The 17,579-nt window shown below is 47.2% G+C and carries 14 protein-coding genes; 13 read left to right on the top strand and 1 reads right to left on the bottom strand.

Annotated features, from left to right (window positions below; translation table 11 throughout):
- Positions 1-116 precede the first annotated feature (116 nt).
- Positions 117-1,166, bottom strand: coding sequence for a LacI family DNA-binding transcriptional regulator (locus GON05_RS23125; RefSeq protein ID WP_181646181.1), 1,050 nt, complete (start codon positions 1,164-1,166; stop codon positions 117-119).
- A gap of 272 nt (positions 1,167-1,438) precedes the next feature.
- Between GON05_RS23125 and GON05_RS23120 the strand changes: the two genes are divergently transcribed.
- From GON05_RS23120 to GON05_RS23060, 13 genes are all read left to right on the top strand, one after another.
- Positions 1,439-2,872, top strand: a complete 1,434-nt coding sequence (locus GON05_RS23120) for an L-fucose/L-arabinose isomerase family protein (protein ID WP_157322128.1) — start codon at positions 1,439-1,441, stop codon at positions 2,870-2,872.
- 13 nt (positions 2,873-2,885) lie between these two features.
- The gene (locus GON05_RS23115) at positions 2,886-3,731 is read left to right on the top strand and encodes a transketolase (protein WP_157322127.1); all 846 of its coding nucleotides are present in this window, start codon (positions 2,886-2,888) and stop codon (positions 3,729-3,731) included.
- 1 nt (position 3,732) lies between these two features.
- Entirely contained in the window at positions 3,733-4,674 is a 942-nt protein-coding gene (locus GON05_RS23110) for a transketolase family protein (RefSeq protein ID WP_157322126.1), read from the top strand.
- A complete protein-coding gene (glpK, locus tag GON05_RS23105) occupies positions 4,674-6,179 on the top strand; it encodes a glycerol kinase GlpK (RefSeq protein ID WP_157322125.1) in 1,506 nt (501 codons plus the stop codon). Before GON05_RS23110 ends, glpK begins: the two co-directional genes overlap by 1 nt.
- A gap of 23 nt (positions 6,180-6,202) precedes the next feature.
- Positions 6,203-7,132 carry a nucleoside hydrolase gene (locus GON05_RS23100; protein ID WP_246239288.1) on the top strand — a complete coding sequence of 310 codons (930 nt, stop codon included), beginning with the start codon at positions 6,203-6,205 and terminating at the stop codon, positions 7,130-7,132.
- An 890-nt stretch (positions 7,133-8,022) separates the two neighbouring features.
- Complete coding sequence (locus GON05_RS23095; RefSeq protein WP_127450308.1) at positions 8,023-8,466, top strand: MarR family winged helix-turn-helix transcriptional regulator; 444 nt, start codon at positions 8,023-8,025, stop codon at positions 8,464-8,466.
- Positions 8,463-9,122: an HlyD family secretion protein gene (locus GON05_RS23090; protein ID WP_157322124.1), complete on the top strand. Its 660-nt coding sequence runs from the start codon at positions 8,463-8,465 to the stop codon at positions 9,120-9,122. The genes GON05_RS23095 and GON05_RS23090 overlap by 4 nt, the downstream gene beginning before the upstream one ends.
- Before the next feature lie 9 nt (positions 9,123-9,131).
- Positions 9,132-10,448 carry an efflux RND transporter periplasmic adaptor subunit gene (locus tag GON05_RS23085; RefSeq protein ID WP_157322123.1) on the top strand — a complete coding sequence of 439 codons (1,317 nt, stop codon included), beginning with the start codon at positions 9,132-9,134 and terminating at the stop codon, positions 10,446-10,448.
- A gap of 14 nt (positions 10,449-10,462) precedes the next feature.
- Entirely contained in the window at positions 10,463-12,091 is a 1,629-nt protein-coding gene (locus GON05_RS23080) for a DHA2 family efflux MFS transporter permease subunit (RefSeq protein ID WP_127450302.1), read from the top strand.
- A gap of 33 nt (positions 12,092-12,124) precedes the next feature.
- Entirely contained in the window at positions 12,125-13,873 is a 1,749-nt protein-coding gene (locus GON05_RS23075; RefSeq protein ID WP_157322121.1) for a hypothetical protein, read from the top strand.
- A gap of 211 nt (positions 13,874-14,084) precedes the next feature.
- On the top strand, positions 14,085-14,870 hold the full coding sequence (locus tag GON05_RS23070; RefSeq protein ID WP_157322119.1) for a DeoR/GlpR family DNA-binding transcription regulator: 786 nt from the start codon (positions 14,085-14,087) through the stop codon (positions 14,868-14,870).
- Positions 14,871-15,062: 192 nt separating this feature from the next.
- The gene (locus tag GON05_RS23065; protein WP_157322336.1) at positions 15,063-16,541 is read left to right on the top strand and encodes a sugar ABC transporter ATP-binding protein; all 1,479 of its coding nucleotides are present in this window, start codon (positions 15,063-15,065) and stop codon (positions 16,539-16,541) included.
- Between the two features lie 16 nt (positions 16,542-16,557).
- The gene (locus tag GON05_RS23060) at positions 16,558-17,556 is read left to right on the top strand and encodes an ABC transporter permease (RefSeq protein ID WP_157322117.1); all 999 of its coding nucleotides are present in this window, start codon (positions 16,558-16,560) and stop codon (positions 17,554-17,556) included.
- Positions 17,557-17,579 lie beyond the last annotated feature (23 nt).

Below are 17,579 nucleotides of genomic sequence, written 5' to 3'. Positions count from 1 at the left end.
ATGTACAGAGGGTGCTTGTTTTTTGCAAAGCTGAATAATTAGCATCTACAGGAATGCTAAATCGCCGGGGGCACAATCCATCGCCAAATATGCAAGGTGGAACAGACCTTCCAACATCAATTTGCGCTCTTACGCGGCGGGTGAGAGGAGTGCCGCTCAACAAAACGGGTATCCACCCTGATTTTGGAGGTGGCCTCGACTCCTTGCTCGATGGATTCGATCAGCAGGTCAACGGCTAATTGAGCCATGCGTTTTTTCTCGACATGAACGGTGGTTAGCTCCGGTGAAATGATGCGTGACTCCGAAATGTTGTCAAACCCAACGACAGATACTTGTTCGGGCACACGGATGCCTAGCTCCGATAACGTCTTCATAGCGCTAATGGCGATGTAATCACATTCGCAGAAGATAGCGGTCGGCAGTTGTCGGCCCGTTTCCATATACGCCTTGATTTGTTTCTTGAGATCTTCTTGAGACGATAACATGGTCGGCGCTACAGCAAAGATATGATCGGGATGGATTTCGAGTCCCTGTTCATGCAAAGCCTCATAAAAGCCAACTTTACGCTCCTCAAAGTTCTGAATCCGAACATTGGAAGCTATATAGCCAATTTCTGTATGTCCGATGCTGCATAGATGAGCACCCGCTTGATAGGCTCCCATGAAGTTATTCATGCTCACAAAATGAACAGGCAGCTTATCAAAGCAATTGTCGAGCACCACGAGGTGAGGTCCCAGACGATTTGAAATATCCAGAATCTCCTCCGGAGTCAGGTTATTGCCAAGTAAAATAATGCCGTCGCTTTGATTATCCTCCGCAAGCATCTTAATTTCGCGTTCAAAATACTCCATATCTACCGAAGAGAAAAGCAAGGAATAACCTTTGGAGCGGCAGCGATCCTCAATATAATGAATCAGCTCTCTAAAAAAGGGCTGCTGGTAATACGCTTCAAGTACGATACCCGAGTTGGTGAAAACGAGAAATGAGAGTGATTTCACGGCGTTTTCGACAGCGGATGCCCGAGGCTTCGGGGAATAACCGCTTTCTCTGGCAATTTCAAGTACACGATCACGAGTCTCCGAGCTAATCCCCGTTTTCCCGTTTAGAGCCAGTGATACCGCAGATTTGGAAACCCCGGCCATTTTCGCAATGTCTTCCATTTTCAAATCAAACAATCCCCATTTACTAAATTAGTTGAGTGAGTTTAGTTTATCTGTAACGACGTGGAAATGCAACGATCTATTTAATGTTTACTAAACTTTTTACATAAAAATAACTAAACTTTCGTAAAAAACAGCATTGACGTCCCATTATTGGCATGTTAGATTAAGTTTATTCATATAATTAACTAAACAAAGACGAAAAGAAGTATATTAATTTCAGTTCTGTTATTACTAAAAATTTAGTTGTTTAGCTAAACTAATCAGGAGGCACATCCATGAAAAAATTAAAGCTGGGCTACGCGCCGACTCGCCGATTCGTTTTTAGCGCGGAAGATGCGTTTAAGTACAAAGTGCTCATTAGGGAAAAAATTCAAAATTTCGGATTGGACATCGATATTGTCGATCTCGAGGGAATCAATTCAGAAGGTCTTCTCTATGACGATAACATTAACGCGGATCTCATCATCAATCGGTTCAAGCAAGAGGATGTAGATGCGGTATTTTTCCCGCACTGTAACTTCGGTACGGAAGACACAGTTGCACGGGTAGGCAAAGCGCTAGGCAAGCCTGTGCTGCTATGGGGGCCACGCGATGAAGCTCCGCTTGAGGATGGCATGCGGCTTCGAGATACACAGTGCGGACTATTTGCAACGGGGAAGGTGCTTAGACGCTTTAATGTACCATTTTCCTACGTGACGAACACGCGTGTGAATGATCCCGTTTTTGAAAGGGGTTTCTCAAATTTCATCTCGGCAGCGAATGTGGTTCGCCAGTTCCGTTCGCTGCGCATCCTGCAAATCGGACCGAGACCGTCGTCGTTTTGGACGATGATGTGCAATGAAGGGGAATTACTGGAGCGATTCGGTATTGAACTGCACCCGATTACGCTCGTTGACATCCAGCGTGCTACCAAACGCATTGAAAACGGCCAATCCTCGGAATTGGCGCAAGCGATGGACTACATCAAGGAGAAGCTGGACTGGTCGGAAGTGACGGAAGAGGACGTGAGGCGAATTGCCGCACTGAAAGTAGCCATGAAGCAGTACGCACAGCAAACAGGCAGCACGGCGATTGCCATTCAATGCTGGTCAGCGCTGCAGGAAGCGATGGGCATTATGCCTTGTCTGGCGAACGCGATTTTGACGGATGAACAGATTCCGGTAACGTGCGAGACCGACATCCATGGTGCGATTACCTCCGTTATGGTTCAAGCTGCTGCGATGAATGAAGCGCCGACCTTTTTTGCCGATTTAACGGTACGCCATCCGGAGAACGCCAACGGTGAATTGTTGTTCCATTGCGGGAACTTTCCTGTTTCTCTCTCCGTTGAAAATAAGCCTAAACTGCGCAAGCATTTCTTATTCGACGATCATGCGCCTGGTACTCACGAAGGTGAGATTAAAGGCGGCGGCATGACGTTGGCCCGTTTTGACGGCGATCATGGCGAATATCAATTATTCCTTGGGAAAGCCAAGGGAATTCAAGGGCCTTATACACGTGGATCTTATGTATGGGTTGAAGTGAATGACTGGCCGCTATGGGAAGAGAAGCTTGTGAAGGGGCCGTATGTGCATCATTCCGTAGGCATTCATGCCAATGTCATTCCTGCTTTATATGAAGCATGCTCGTATATCCCGGGACTATCCCCTGATCCTGTTGATCCGACGGAAAGCGAAATTCAGGCTTGGCTGCGAGGCAAGGGCCTGTAAATAAGGAGGGTTTATGGAAATCACAGCACTTCAAGCGAAAGCAACGCAAATCAGGATGGATTTATTGCAAATGATTGCACAGGCTCAAACCGGCCACACGGGCGGTTCACTTAGCAATACAGATATTTTAACCGCACTCTATTATCGTGTGATGAATATTGATCCAACGAGGCCGAAGGCGGCAGATCGCGACAGATTTATTTTGAGTAAAGGGCATTCGGTAGAATCGCTATGGTCAATCCTTGCTGACCGTGGTTTTTTTCCAAAAGAGGAGCTCGCAACCTTCAGTAAATTCGGCACGAAGCTCATCGGACACCCGAACAATAAGGTGCCGGGCATCGAGATGAATACAGGTGCGCTAGGCCATGGACTTGCGGTGGCTGTAGGTATGGCGCTTGCCGCGAAAAAAGACGGTGCCGCCTATAGAACTTATTGCCTCATGGGAGACGGCGAGCAGGCGGAGGGTTCGGTATGGGAGGCAGCGATGGCGGGATCTCACTACAAATTAGATAATTTGATCGGGATCATCGACCGTAATCGGCTGCAGATCAGCGGCTCAACGGAAGACGTTATGGGCTTGGATCCGCTTGAGGACAAATGGACGGCTTTTGGCTGGCATGTTGTTTCGATTGACGGCAATGACATGCAGGCTTTGATCGAGACGTTTGAGGCTGTACCGGAAATTAATGGAAAACCGACGCTTGTCATGGCAAATACGGTGAAGGGCAAAGGTGTTTCTTTTGCCGAAAATGTTCCACACTGGCATCATCATGTGCCTAATCAGGTTGAGTTGGAGAAAGCCCTGGCAGAGCTCGCTGCTACATTCGATAACTACGAGCAGAAAGGGAAGGTGGGTTAAGATGAACACGATTCCAAATCGGCAGGTCATATGCGAGACATTGCTCGAAAAGGCGCAGCATGACCGCTCTATTATGGTGCTTGCCAGCGATTCGCGGGGTTCGGCGGCGATGGGGCCTTTCGCCAAAGCGTTTCCGGAGCAATTCGTTGAGGTGGGCATCGCCGAGCAAAATATCGTCGGGATCTCCGCCGGGCTTGCCCACAGCGGCAAAAAGCCGTTCGTTACCTCGCCGGCCTGTTTCCTTAGCATGCGCAGCATTGAGCAAATCAAAGTGGACGTAGCGTACTCGGCAACGAACGTGAAGCTGGTGGGAATTAGTGGCGGCGTCAGCTATGGCGCGCTTGGCATGTCCCACCATTCCGTACAAGATGTAGCCGTTATGCGGGCGATACCGGGCATCGCTGTGATGATGCCGGCTGATCGGCATGAAACGAAGCGGATGACGGAGGCCCTTGTGCAGCACGAAGGCGGCGTTTATGTGCGAATTGGCCGCAACGCGGTAGAAGATGTATATGATTCGGACGATTACGAATTCATTATTGGCAAATCCGTGCAAATGCGCGAAGGCAGCGACATAACGATCATTGCGGCAGGAGAAACGGTACGCGTGGCTCTGGATGCACATCAAGCCCTGAAGGAAGCGGGCGTATCTTGCCGAGTGATCAATATGCACACGATAAAACCACTGGATGTGGATGCCATTATTCAGGCGGCGAAGGAAACAGGGCACATCATCACAGTGGAAGAGCACAGTGTTCATGGCGGGCTTGGTGCAGCTGTGTCGGAAGTAGTCGTTCAACATCAGCCCGTACCGATGCGGATTATCGGCATCCCAGACGAACCGGCGATTGCGGGAAAAACAGCTGAGGTTTTCGGCCATTATGGCATTAGCAGCAGCAATCTTAAGCGTGTGGCGCTTGGCATGCTCGGCAGACAGGAGTAATGACGATGGAAAAGTCCTATCTGCTCGCGATTGATCAAAGCACATCAGGAACGAAAGCGCTCATTATTGACCGCGCAGGACAGATAACGGCTCAAAGCGCGATCCCGCATCGCCAGTACTATCCTCGCCCGGGTTGGGTCGAACACGATCCAATGGAAATTTACGCAAATAGCATTCGCGCTGCGAAAGAAGCTTTGGCAATAGCCGGAGTAGGGCCGGAATCTTTAGCTGCCTTAACGATCACGAACCAACGGGAGACAGCCGTGTTGTGGGATGTAACGACAGGGCTTCCCGTGCATGCTGCGATCGTATGGCAGTGCCAGCGAACGGCTGACCAGTGCGCCGCCTATCAAAAGGCTGGGCACGAGGAGAGTGTGCGCAGCAAAACGGGCTTGATGCTCGATCCGTATTTCTCCGCTGCGAAATGGGGCTGGATCCTGGAGCATGCCGAGGGTGTGCGCGAAAAGCTGGCCGATGGCAAGCTGCTCGCAGGCACAATCGACAGCTGGCTGCTGTGGAAGCTGAGCGGGGGCAAGACGCATGCGACGGATTACACGAACGCCAGCCGCACCTCGCTTTTTAATATCCACACGTTACAGTGGGATGAGGAGTTGTGCGGCCTCTTTGGCGTGCCGCTGCAGCTTCTTCCCGAGGTCAAGGGCTCGGACGAGATTTTTGGCTACACGGAAGATAGCGAATTATTCGGCGATTGCCTTGTTCCCATCACGGGGGTCATCGGCGACTCGCAGGGAGCTTTATTCGGCAACCAATGTTTTGAGAGCGGTATGGCGAAAGCTACCTACGGCACAGGTACTTCGGTGTTGATGAATGTAGGCGAGAGTCCGATTTCATCGGGCAACGGACTTGTGAGCGCCATTGCTTGGGGCAGAGGCGGCAAAGTGACTTATGCCGTTGAAGCTGTTATCCGCACCTCGGGTGATAGCTTGACTTGGGTTCGGGATAATTTGGGCTTGTTTCGTACGTTCGAGGAGATGGAGATGATGCTTGAGCACACGCCGGATAGTGAAGGCGTATATTTGGTGCCGGCATTCGTCGGGCTTGGCGCGCCTTACTGGGACTCTTATGCCAGAGCATCTATCACGGGTATGAATCGGGGGACGACGAAAGCGCACATCATTCGGGCTGCCATTGAAAGCATTGCTTTTCAAGTACACGATGCGGTTAGATTGATGGAAAATGAAACGGCCGTTGCGCTGCAAGAACTGCGGGCAGATGGCGGTGCGTCGGATAATGTAAAGTTGATGCAATTCCAAGCTGATTTGTTAGGTAAAAGGGTCGTGAAATCGGAAATTGCGGAATTGTCCGCGTTAGGCTCCGCTTATTTGGGCGGTGTCGGAATCGGCTTTTGGACTTCACTAGAAGCGATAGGTGCAACGCGAGAAGGATCTATATCGTATCAGCCGAAAATGCGGCCGGAACTGCGCGAAGCCCATTGTTCGGGCTGGAATAAGGCCGTTTCCTCGGTATTAACCCGGAATGCTTAGACGCAAAAAAGGAGAGATCATAAATGCCGCATCATTTTATGCCGTATGAGGTTCCAGAGCAAAAGCAGGTTCGTGTCATTATCAATACCGATGCCAAATGCGAAGCGGACGATCAATACGCGATTGTTCATGCAATTTTATCACAACGCTTACAAATCAAAGGCTTTATCGGCGCTCATTTCGGTCCAAGAAGCGCCGCTCCGATGGAAGAATCTTATGAGGAAGTGGAGCACGTGCTCCAGCTCATGGGGATGAGAGAGCAATATGGCGTTTATCGGGGGGCTCCTCACAAAATCCCGGATGTGCATACACCCGTGCCTTCGGAAGGCAGCCAACTCATTATTGACGAAGCGATGAAGGACGATCCGAGGCCTTTATTCGTCACCTTTCAAGGGCCGTTAACCGATCTGGCCAGCGCTTATTTGCAGGAGCCGCGCATTGCGGATCGTCTTATCGCCGTTTGGATCGGCGGAGGTACGTATCCTGAGGGGCATGATGAATTTAATTTATCCAATGATGTCGACGCAGTGAATGCCGTTTTCAATTCGCCGATTCCGCTATGGCAGGTTCCTAAAAATGTGTACGAAATGGTGCGCGTTAGCCTCGCCGAGCTTGCTGTAAAGGTTCGTCCTCATGGCCGCATCGGCAGCTACTTGTATGAGTATCTCGTCAATCACAATATGAAAAACGGACATCGCCCGCAGTGGCCGAAAGGGGAGACTTGGGTGCTCGGCGATTCGCCGGCCGTTTCTCTGCTGCTGGAGGAGCAAAGGTTCGATTATGAGTTGATCGAGGCGCCGAATGTGGACGCCGAAATGCGCTATTTCGCGAAGCCGGGTAACCGCAAAATCCGTGTCTATCGGAGTGTGGATTCCCGATTTATTTTGGAGGATTTTTACGCGAAATTGGCGTTGTTTGCTCTCTATGAGAAGGAGCGGGATTCCCAGGAGTAGCGCGAGGGGGGCTATTTACGTCGCTAAGGTAACCACTCCCCCCCGACTCTAGCTGAGAAAGCTAAATAGGCCGTTTCGCAGTCGTAAAATCTCCTATTTCCAAATGAAAGTACTAAAAAGGCCGTCTCGCATTGCAATATAGGCATAATTCCGCCATATCTCCGGCGAGAAGGTCAAAAAATTCGTCTCGTAGTCGTAAAATCCGGCAATTCATTGCGAGAAAGCCTAATAGGCTTTCTCGCACCTTCAAAAGTACCTAGAACCTGCTTAAGTGCTCGCCGCAGCTGCCTTCCACCACAAAGACAAGCTGTAACGTTGTTTTATGTCGCTAACGTAGCTACAAACTGCACTCATTAGCATTGTAGAACAAGCTTAAATTCTGCGAGAAACCCCAATCCACGCCTACGACACGCTGTAGCGTTGTTTTACAACGCTAACGTAGCCCCTTCCCCCGAGTCAGCTCAACTGAAAAGTACAATCGGTTGTCTCACAGCCAAAAAATGCTCCATTACCTTCCGAGAAAGCTCTAAAGGCTGTCTCATATTCCATTGCCCCTTACTCAAGCACCAGCGTTTCCAACTAAAGCAGCTTCCACTTTTAACGATCCAAATCGCATGATAAAACGGAGTTTGGCTGATTAATTATGAAAGCGTTTCATTAAAAAATGCTTCAAGCTGAGTCTTTGCTAATTTCAAGCAGATAATGTGAAATACTTCAAATCTCCATTCGTTTTCTTCCCTCGCAAGCTGGAAAACATATGTTTTTAGCTCCTAGTATGGGGTTATAAAAATTACAATTCTACATATATCCAGTTTCATAAAAGCGTGGTATGATGTGTGATGTCACAATATTTCGTATACGAATGATTTTGGTGTGTAGGGGGGCGCGTTTTGGAAGAGGTTAAAGAACTTGTGGCTGAACTTACGAGGCTGCATAAAGTACGGGCTTCTTTACTGTATCGAGAACTTCAGCGGGAAGAGCTTACAGGACCTCAGTTATTTATCTTGCGTGAATTGTTTCAGAAGCAACCTAGAAAGCTTGGTGACCTTGCCCAGTCTGTGCAGCTCAGTAATAGTACTGTGTCAGGTATTGTCGACAGGCTTGAACGTGATGGGATGGTGGAACGCAAAAGAGATGAACAAGATCGCAGGGTGGTCTGGATTGGTACGACGGATTTCTGCCAACAAATGAAGAAATCGAAGGTCGAGACGATGAATAATGAGTTTTATGCAGGTCTAGAAAACGTCTTTACACCCGAGCAGATTGCGACTTGCAAAGAAGTAGTTGGTACATTGATTAAACATTTGGAGAAAAAGCTGGAGGGAACGGAATGAAACGTAAATTAATTTTAATTGTTATTCTGGCTGTTATTGTGCTTAGCGGAGCCTTTATCGGCAGTTATTACTGGTATCAAGGCGCTAACTATGTAGCGACGGACAATGCCCGTATCTCTGCGGATATCTACCGTGTCATGCCTCGAATTTCCGGCAAAATCAATACGCTGGGCATTAAGATGGGCGATACGGTTGTGGCGGATCAAATCGTTGGGCAGCAGGATATTACGAACTTATCCAATAGCTTATTAGATCAAGCATCCCTGCGTGCTCCGATTAGCGGAACGGTCATTCAAACTTCTGCCAAGGTCGGCGAAGTCGTGGCTCCTGGGCAATCGGTAGCGATGATTGTAGATAAAAATGCACTTTACGTATCCGCAGACATCGATGAGACGAAGATCAAAAAAGTCCATGTGGGTCAAGTGGTAACATTTGATGTCGATACATATGGCAAAACGGAATTCCAAGGGAAAATAATGGAGATTGGTCAAGCGACAGCTTCCACGTTCTCTTTGCTTCCAACAACAAGTTCAAGCGGGAACTTCACCAAAGTAACACAAAGAATGAGTGTAAAAATTTCTATAGACGATAATAAAGGATTGGATCTAGCGCCAGGAATGAATGCTTCGATCAAAATCCATATCAAAGGGGAGTAAGGATAGCCCATGAAAAAACATCTTAACGTCGTTATATCTTTAAGTGTTCTGGCCGGTTCCATGATACTTGCGAGCGGTTGTACATCCTCGTCGGCTACTACTGCGCAGTCAACCGTACCTTCCGTCAAGGTGATTACGATCAACAGCGCGAATGCTGTAGGCGCAAGCGGTAAACTGGCATCAGATCAAACCGTTCAAGTTGTGTCCAAAATTGGCGGTAAAATTGCCGCAGTTTCCGTTGAAGAAGGCGCTAAAGTGAAAAAGGGTGATCTGCTTGTGCAGCTTGATACGGAAGATTTGCTCCAGCAGTTGGATCAAGCGCAAGCAGGACTAACGGCTTCGCAAGCCAAATTGGCTGATACGGAAGCTGGTGCCCGCTCGCAGGATGTTCAGGCGGCAATGTCAGGTGTTGATCAAGCCAAAGCAGCTGTTAACCAAGCGAAAGCAGGGGTAACGCAAGCGCAAGCCGCTTATGATCTTGTGACCAAAGGATACAATCATGCTAAGAACTTTTATGATCAAGGCGATGTAACTTCGGATGAATTGGATAAAGTAACACTTGATTATGAAAAGGCTAAGTCAGCGAATGATGCTGCCCTTTCACAACAACAGGCTGCGAATGCGCAATTGACTGCGGCAGAAGCGAAGCTTGGTTTGCTTAGAGAAGGTGCAACAGCGAATGCGTTAGAACAATTAAAAGCCGATGTAACCGCTAAACAAGCTGCTTTGAATCTCGTTCAAATTGCAGTGAAAAATGCGGGAGTCGTATCTCCTATCGATGGCGTCATTGTTAAAAAGAACGTAAACGCAGGAGAAATGGCGCAAGCGGGTGCTGCTTTATTGACCGTTGTTAATGTGGATAAAGTGAAAGTTGAAGTTAGCGTACCTGAAGGAATGATCAATTCGATCAAGGAAGGTGGCAAAGGTAACGTTGTTGTCCCTAGTGTTCCTGGTAAAACATTCGAAGGAACGGTTTCCTTTGTAAGCCCGGTATCTGACACGAATAATAATACATTCCCGGTTAAGTTGACAGTAAACAACCCGGATGGAACGTTACATGCAGGTGCTGTAGCAAGTGTTGACTTCGGAGGCAGCAGCAGCGAAAGTCGTGTTGAAGTGCCTAAAGTAGCGCTTGTTCAAAAAGATGGGAAATCCGTCGCATTCAAACTTAACGGTGACGCCGTGCAATCCGTTGTTCTTCAGACTGAAGATAAGAATCAGGATTGGGTATACCTTAAAGGAGACTCGGCTCTGAAACCGGGAGATAAAATCGTCTTGAACCCGGGTGACAAGCTGACAGACGGAGCTAAGGTTCATGCCGAGTAAAGGAGGCTGCTACAATGTCAACAACAACGGCAGATACAGCTACTCCGGCAGTTGAGCAAAAAGAGGAGCAGATTACAGTCTACCAGTGGTTAGCACTGTTAGTACTCATTCTAGGCACATTTCTAGCCATTTTGGACAATAGTTTAATGAACGTTGCGATACCGAAACTGATGGCTGTATTCGGTTCAACATCTACGGAAATCGAATGGGTTGTTACGGGATATATGCTCGCTTCAGCTGTCGTTGTTCCGATGGGTGGCTTTCTGGCGGACCGATTCGGTTACAAAACAACGTTTCTGACCACGGTGAGCGCGTTTATCGTCGGCTCGGTATTGTGCGGGATCGCTTGGAGCGACACGAGTCTTATTATTTTCCGAATTATTCAAGGGCTTGGCGGCGGCTTTATTATGCCGGTCGGGATGGCCATGCTTTACCAGATCATGCCTCGCAGCAAAATTCAAGTAGCGATGGGGATTTGGGGGATTTCGGCGATGGCTGCGCCTGCGATGGGGCCAACGTTAAGCGGATATTTAATTGATAATTTCAGCTGGCGTTATTTATTTTACATTAACGTTCCCATTGGGATTGTTGCCGTAGGTCTTGGTTTAATTATCTTGAAAGAGACGCCTAAACGTGCAGGGCTGAAATTTGATTACGTAGGCAGTATCTTATGTATGATTGTTTTCAGTACGCTGCTTCTGGCATTGACGGACGGTCAAGCGGACGGATGGACTTCCTTCTATATTGTGAGTTTGTTCTTCATCTCTATTTCCTGTTTTATTCTATTAGTTTATATCGAGCTGGGTAAAGATAACCCGATTATGGATTTTCGGTTGTTTAAAAATTCCGTCTTTACAATCAGCTTGGCAGCCTCAAGTTTCGTTATGATTTCCATGCAGGGCGGGATCTATATGATGCCAATTTTCCTGCAAAATGTAACGGGACTGACGCCTATGCAGACAGGGTTGGTCATGATGCCGCAATCGATCGCCATGGCTTTCATGATGCCTGTTGCAGGAAAGCTTGTTTCCAAATACGGAGTCGTACCTCTAAGTATCGTAGGTTTGGCTATTATTGGTTTTACAACGTTGGAAATGCATGTTCTTTCGCAGCAAACGTCTACACATTGGATTAGCGGTTTGCTTGTTATCCGTGGGATTGGTATCGGTTTGTGTATGATGCCGCTGTCTTCAGCCGGGATGAATACGTTGCCCAATCATTTGATCGGCAGAGCTTCCTCTGTATCCAACGTTGTGCGTAACGTAATGGCATCGCTTGGTATCGCCTTGCTGACCAGTATTATGAATAACAAATCTACGCAGTTCGGAGTGAGATTCAATGAATCTATTTCTACGAATACGCCTGCGTATGCTGATTTTCAGACAAATGTCGTTCATCGTTACCTAGAACTCGGAACGGACGCGAGTTCAGCTTCCGGCGGTGTTATCGGCGTTTTATATGGACTCGTACAGAAAGAGGCTTTGACAAGAGCCATTGCTGACACCTTAATGGTATCTGCGGTTCCGGCTTTCATTGCGATCGTCTTGGTCATTTTTATGCGGAAGAAAAAGAAAAGTGAGGCAGCCGAGCAGCAATCCGCCAAAGATTCTGATGCTCAGCACCATGTGATGATCGAAATGTAATCGCAATACTCACTCTTGGGAGGAACGGGAAAAATGAAAATTCAATTTAAACAAGTAGCAATGACGCTCGTTCTGTCATCAGCATTGCTGATGACGGGACTTCCGGCGCTTGCAGAAGGAACAGATGCTGCTGTTGCTCAAACAGTCGCAGCTCCGGTCTATCAAATAAGCGACAGCCTGCAAGTTGTAATCGAAGGCGTCTCCAGCGAGAAAACAGCAAACGGTGTGCGTCTCGGTTCTGTAATTAGAATCATGAACACCAGCAATCAGACCCTGCGCATCCCAGACTATGAGCTTAAAGTAAAAACGACGGATGGTACCATCTATACGCTGCGTCCAAGCAGCAGCAATGCACACGGGGTGCAGCCGGAGTCGGAAGTCGAATTGACTTATTTGAAAGTCATTAACCGTCAAACAGAAGTGGATTTAAGCAATCTATCACTGATTGATGTGAATTATGATGTGTATCCGAAACAAGAGACTTTGCTTCTTTCTGCTCCAATCGATGGGGTAGTATGGAACGGAAATCGCGGAGAGTTTAAAAAGGCTCCAGCTTCCATTAAGTGGGGAGAAACGTTCAGCATCCCAACTGTGGCATCGCCACTGCAATACAAAACAGTGGATATTACCAGAAGCAACAGCAATGAAGGTGCTGTGTATGTTGTGAAACTTCTGGTAACCAATCCGAACGATCAAGCCGAAACTTTGCCAGCTATTGAATTGGATGGCAAGTCCAAAACGAATCTGTATGCGGGCAAACAGGTTGAAGATGCTCCTGTCGTGCTGGATGCAGGTCAAAGTAAATATGTTCATTATGCAATTCATGCCGATATGGATACTGTGCTGAACAGCATCAATGTGCTGACATCCGAAAGCTTCACGCAAGCAGATGCAGCAGGCAATGTAAAAACTTCAGCATTCACGATCGGGAAACTGAATGTGGAGATGCCTGGCGCTGCTGGTGCTACAGGCAGTTATACGTACGGAACGCCGATTACTTTTGAGAAATGGAATGACGTTATTAATCAGGATCTTGATGTAGCCCTGGTAGAACTGCATGTTACGGACAACAAAGATCAAGGCAGTAAAGTCGCTTTTGCTAAGTTTACTTTGACGAACAAGGGTGTAAGTGACATTCCTGTTCCCGCTTTCCAAACAATGCTTTCTAGCCCGACCGGCTATGACTACACAGGTTCCAGACAAAATGATGCACAGAAGTCGATCGCGCCAGGAACTTCAACGGTTGTCAGCTATGCATTTGTACTGCCTGTGTCTGAGACAAGCGATACATACACGATGAAGGTTCAAAACGAAATCAAAGGACAAACGGGCGGAGAATCCAAACCAACGTTCAAGTCAACGATTGCTTCCTACAAAGTAGCTGTACAGGAGCCAGAGGATAGACACGAAATCTCTTTGTATCCTTATACGGTTAATTTGAAAGACTACATGTTGTCTCAAATTACAGTGCCTGGACAAACGATTGCTCTGAATTACACCTACAAATTGCAGTTGTATATGGATCTCATTCGTGATCCTAAGGTGTTGGTAGACAATAGCTTCTCCAAATTGAAATTTGAGCTGGTTGATCGATCGGGCACGATTCTGGGCTCTAAAATCTTCCCATTCACCGGCACTGACCGCTTGGTCAATGGCAAACAAACGTTAACTTTCAGCAACTTAACGACAGATCAACTTCAAAATAATGTACTAGTTAATGTATATGAAGTGTTGAACACACCTTCAGGCGAAGTAGATCGACTGATTGCAGAGTTGAAATAAATAACAGAAGAGGGTGTCTCAATAGCCATGTACATGGTGGGGGCTCCCTCTTTGTTTTAAATGCTTGGATTTTCTGGTAGACTGTCTGATATCATGTCTGTAGGGTTACCGCTTACCCTTCCTGTTATTTTTTTAAATACAGATAGGCAAACGATTCGTAAAGCCATATAATTAGGAAGGACAATCAAAGTTATTCAGGAGGAAGGGAATCATGTCATTAATTGGAGAAGAACGCAAAGACTATATACTAAACCTGCTTAACCTTGAGGGCAAAGTAAAAACGACGGACCTGGTTGACAATCTGAATGTATCTTCTGAAACGATTCGCAGATATCTGGAAGAATTGGAAGAAGAAAACAAATTGAAGCGGGTATATGGCGGCGCTGTGAAAATCAATCTCTCCCGTGAGGAACCCTCCCATCTGAAGAGAGAAGTTTTGCATGCGGAAGAAAAACGAATCATTGGCCGTTCTGCAGCTACTTTAGTGGAAGATAACGAGGTCATTTTCATCGATGATGGATCAACGACTTTGCACATCATTGACTATTTGCTTAATAAGAAAAATATAACAGTACTTACAAATTCAGTTCCTGCTCTTTACCTGCTTATTGATTACAAGAACAAGGAACTCCTTTCCGGCGATATCTTCTTCATCGGAGGCAAAGTAAGTTCATTACAGTCTCGTGTTGTCGGCTCTATGGCTGAAAAAATGATCGAGAACTTTTATGTGGATAAAGCTTTTATTTCGATTGACGGCATTATGTTGGACAAAGGGATCACAGCTTTTGATGAAGATCGCGGACAATTTGCCAGGAAATTAATTGACCAATCGAAAATTAGCGTTGTGGTAACGGACAATTCGAAATTTGGGCAAGTACAATTTTACAAAATTGCGGACTTGAACAAGATCGATATTATCGTCAGCAATGTGGACGCTCCTAAAGAGTGGAAAGAACAGTTAGTGCAAAAAGATATTACCTGGATTCAGGCAGAATAGAAATTAGGTAGTGAGAGAAGCATCTGAGGCAGCGGCCTTGGGTGCTTTTTTGTGTTTCTTTCAACCATTTATCGGTAATTTTTCGACTTTTTTATGAAAATACTCCACTCTCAATTGAAGCGTTTACAGCTAAGATGAAAGCAGTAAACGATATTGAGGTGAACAACCAAAGTGATACATCCACTTGTACAAATGGAAGGTATTGATAAGCATTTCCCCGGCGTACAGGCGCTTTCCGGCTGCCAATTTGAACTAATGCCAGGTGAGGTCCATGCCTTGGTTGGTGAGAATGGTGCAGGAAAGTCGACCATGATGAAGATCCTGACCGGCATTTATCAGAAAGACGGCGGACGCCTCCTGTTGAAAGGGAAGGAGGTTCAGATTCCGGATACCAAAACCGCTCAACAACTAGGGATCAGCATCATTCATCAAGAGCTCAATTTGATACCCGATTTGACGATCGCTCAGAATATGTTCATTGGGCGGGAGCCGCGTAAAAAACTGCGATTTCTTTTAGATGAAAAGAAAATGAATGATGACACGAAGGCGCTTCTGGAACAGCTGAACCTGAACTTGGATCCGCGTATGAAAATATCGGAGCTGAGTGTCGCCAAGCAGCAAATGATTGAGATCGCCAAGGCGCTGTCTTTCCATTCCGAGGTGCTCATCATGGATGAACCGACTGCGGCGCTGACGGAAGCGGAAATAAACGAGCTGTTCCGGATGATTGAGAAGCTGAGGCATAACGGTGTAGGTATTGTGTATATTTCGCATCGCATGGAGGAGTTAAGAAGAATCAGCGACCGAATAACGGTCATGCGGGACGGGCGTTACATAACGACTGTGAAGACGCAAGAAACATCCATGAATGCGATCATTTCGATGATGGTTGGAAGGGAAATCGTCGTTGAGAAACGGCCAAGCTGGCAAGTCGGATCGCAGGATACGGTTTTGAAAGTCGAAAATCTAAGCCGAGGGAATGCCTTCAAGGATATTCATTTTACCGTGAATGCCGGTGAGATCGTGGGTGTTGCCGGTTTAATGGGAGCAGGCCGAACGGAGATGGCGCGAGCGATTTTTGGAGCCGATCGTATGGATACTGGTGAAGTCTATGTACACGGGAAAAAAGTGAATATTCGCGGAACACATGACGCGGTGAAACACGGGATCGGATATCTCTCCGAGGACCGCAAGCGATATGGACTTGTCGTGGATATGGAGGTGGGGGCCAACATTGCGCTGCCCTCTTTGAAGAAATTCCGCAACCGCATCGGGTGGATGAAGGATGGTCGCATTGAACAAGTATCAGGCCAATATGTAGAGTCTCTGAAAATAAAAACGCCGAGTGTGCAGCAGAAAGCGAAGTTTCTGTCAGGAGGCAATCAGCAAAAGGTCGTCATCGGGAAATGGTTGCATCGCGATTGCCAGATTCTTATCTTTGATGAGCCGACAAGAGGGATTGATGTGGGGGCAAAATCGGAGATTTATGCACTGTTAGAGGATTTAGCCAAGCAGGGAAAGGCGATTTTGATGATTTCCTCCGAGCTGCCCGAAATTTTACGTTTAAGCCATCGTGTGCTGGTGATGTGTGAAGGGCGAATTACCGGTGAGCTTCCAGGGGATCTGGCCAACCAAGAAGAGATTATGAAATTAGCAACAAGCCGCAATTAAGAAAGGATGGACATTCATGCAATTAAGCAGCTTGAAATCTTCAAAGCCTATGCTTCCAAAGACAGCGGCTACACAGAAATTGTTAGCTTTCGCCAGCTTGGCGCTCTTAGTTATTATTTTCTCGCTCTCCTCCAGCAATTTCTTGCAATTCACGAATATCGTCGGGATTCTTCTATCAACGGCTGTCATCGGTGTCCTGGCGTTAGGCTCAACGTTCGTTATTATTGCAGGCGGCATTGATCTCAGCGTCGGCACGGTCATGACTTTCTCGGCTGTGATGACCGGCGTGTTCATTACGAACTGGCATTTGCCGATTCCCATTGGCATTCTGGCAGGAATTTTGACAGGCGTCCTATGCGGATTGTTCAGCGGTTTTGCGGTAGCGAAGATGAATATTCCACCGTTTATTGCGACACTGGCCGTCATGATGATGACGAAAGGCTTGTCTCTCGTTATCTCGCATGCGAAACCAATTTATTTCAATGAAACACCTGCATTTCGTGAAATTGTGATGGGCACCGCGCTGGAGAAGGTGATTCCCGGCTTTGCAGTTCCGAATGCGATTCTGATCTTTTTCGGCCTTGCCATTGTTTCAAGCCTGGTGCTGACGAAAACGGTGATTGGACGCTATAACTTTGCATTAGGCAGCAATGAGGAAGCAACGCGGCTATCCGGTGTAAACATCCGTTTCTGGAAAATTGCCATCTATGTATTAACCGGTTTATTTAGCGGAATTGCGGGGGTCATGATCGCTTCGAGACTTGACTCCGCTCAACCGGCGCTTGGGATGGGGTATGAATTGGAAGCCATCGCGGCCGTCGTCATTGGGGGCACTTCGTTAAGCGGAGGCCAGGGTTCTATTCTCGGAACCGTGATCGGGGCTTTGATTATGAGTGTGATGACCAACGGTTTAAGGATCTTGTCCGTTCCTCAAGAATGGCAAACAGTTATCGTGGGTATTGTGGTTTTACTTGCGGTGTATGCAGACATTCTGCGTCGGCGTAAGGCGAGGTAATGACTTCAGGTATTCCTTCTTTG

The sequence above is a fragment of the Paenibacillus anseongensis genome (assembly GCF_009757995.1).
In the GTDB taxonomy this organism is placed as follows: Bacteria; Bacillota; Bacilli; order Paenibacillales; family NBRC-103111; genus Paenibacillus_E; species Paenibacillus_E chondroitinus.
This window is presented reverse-complemented; position numbering and strand designations above follow the sequence as displayed.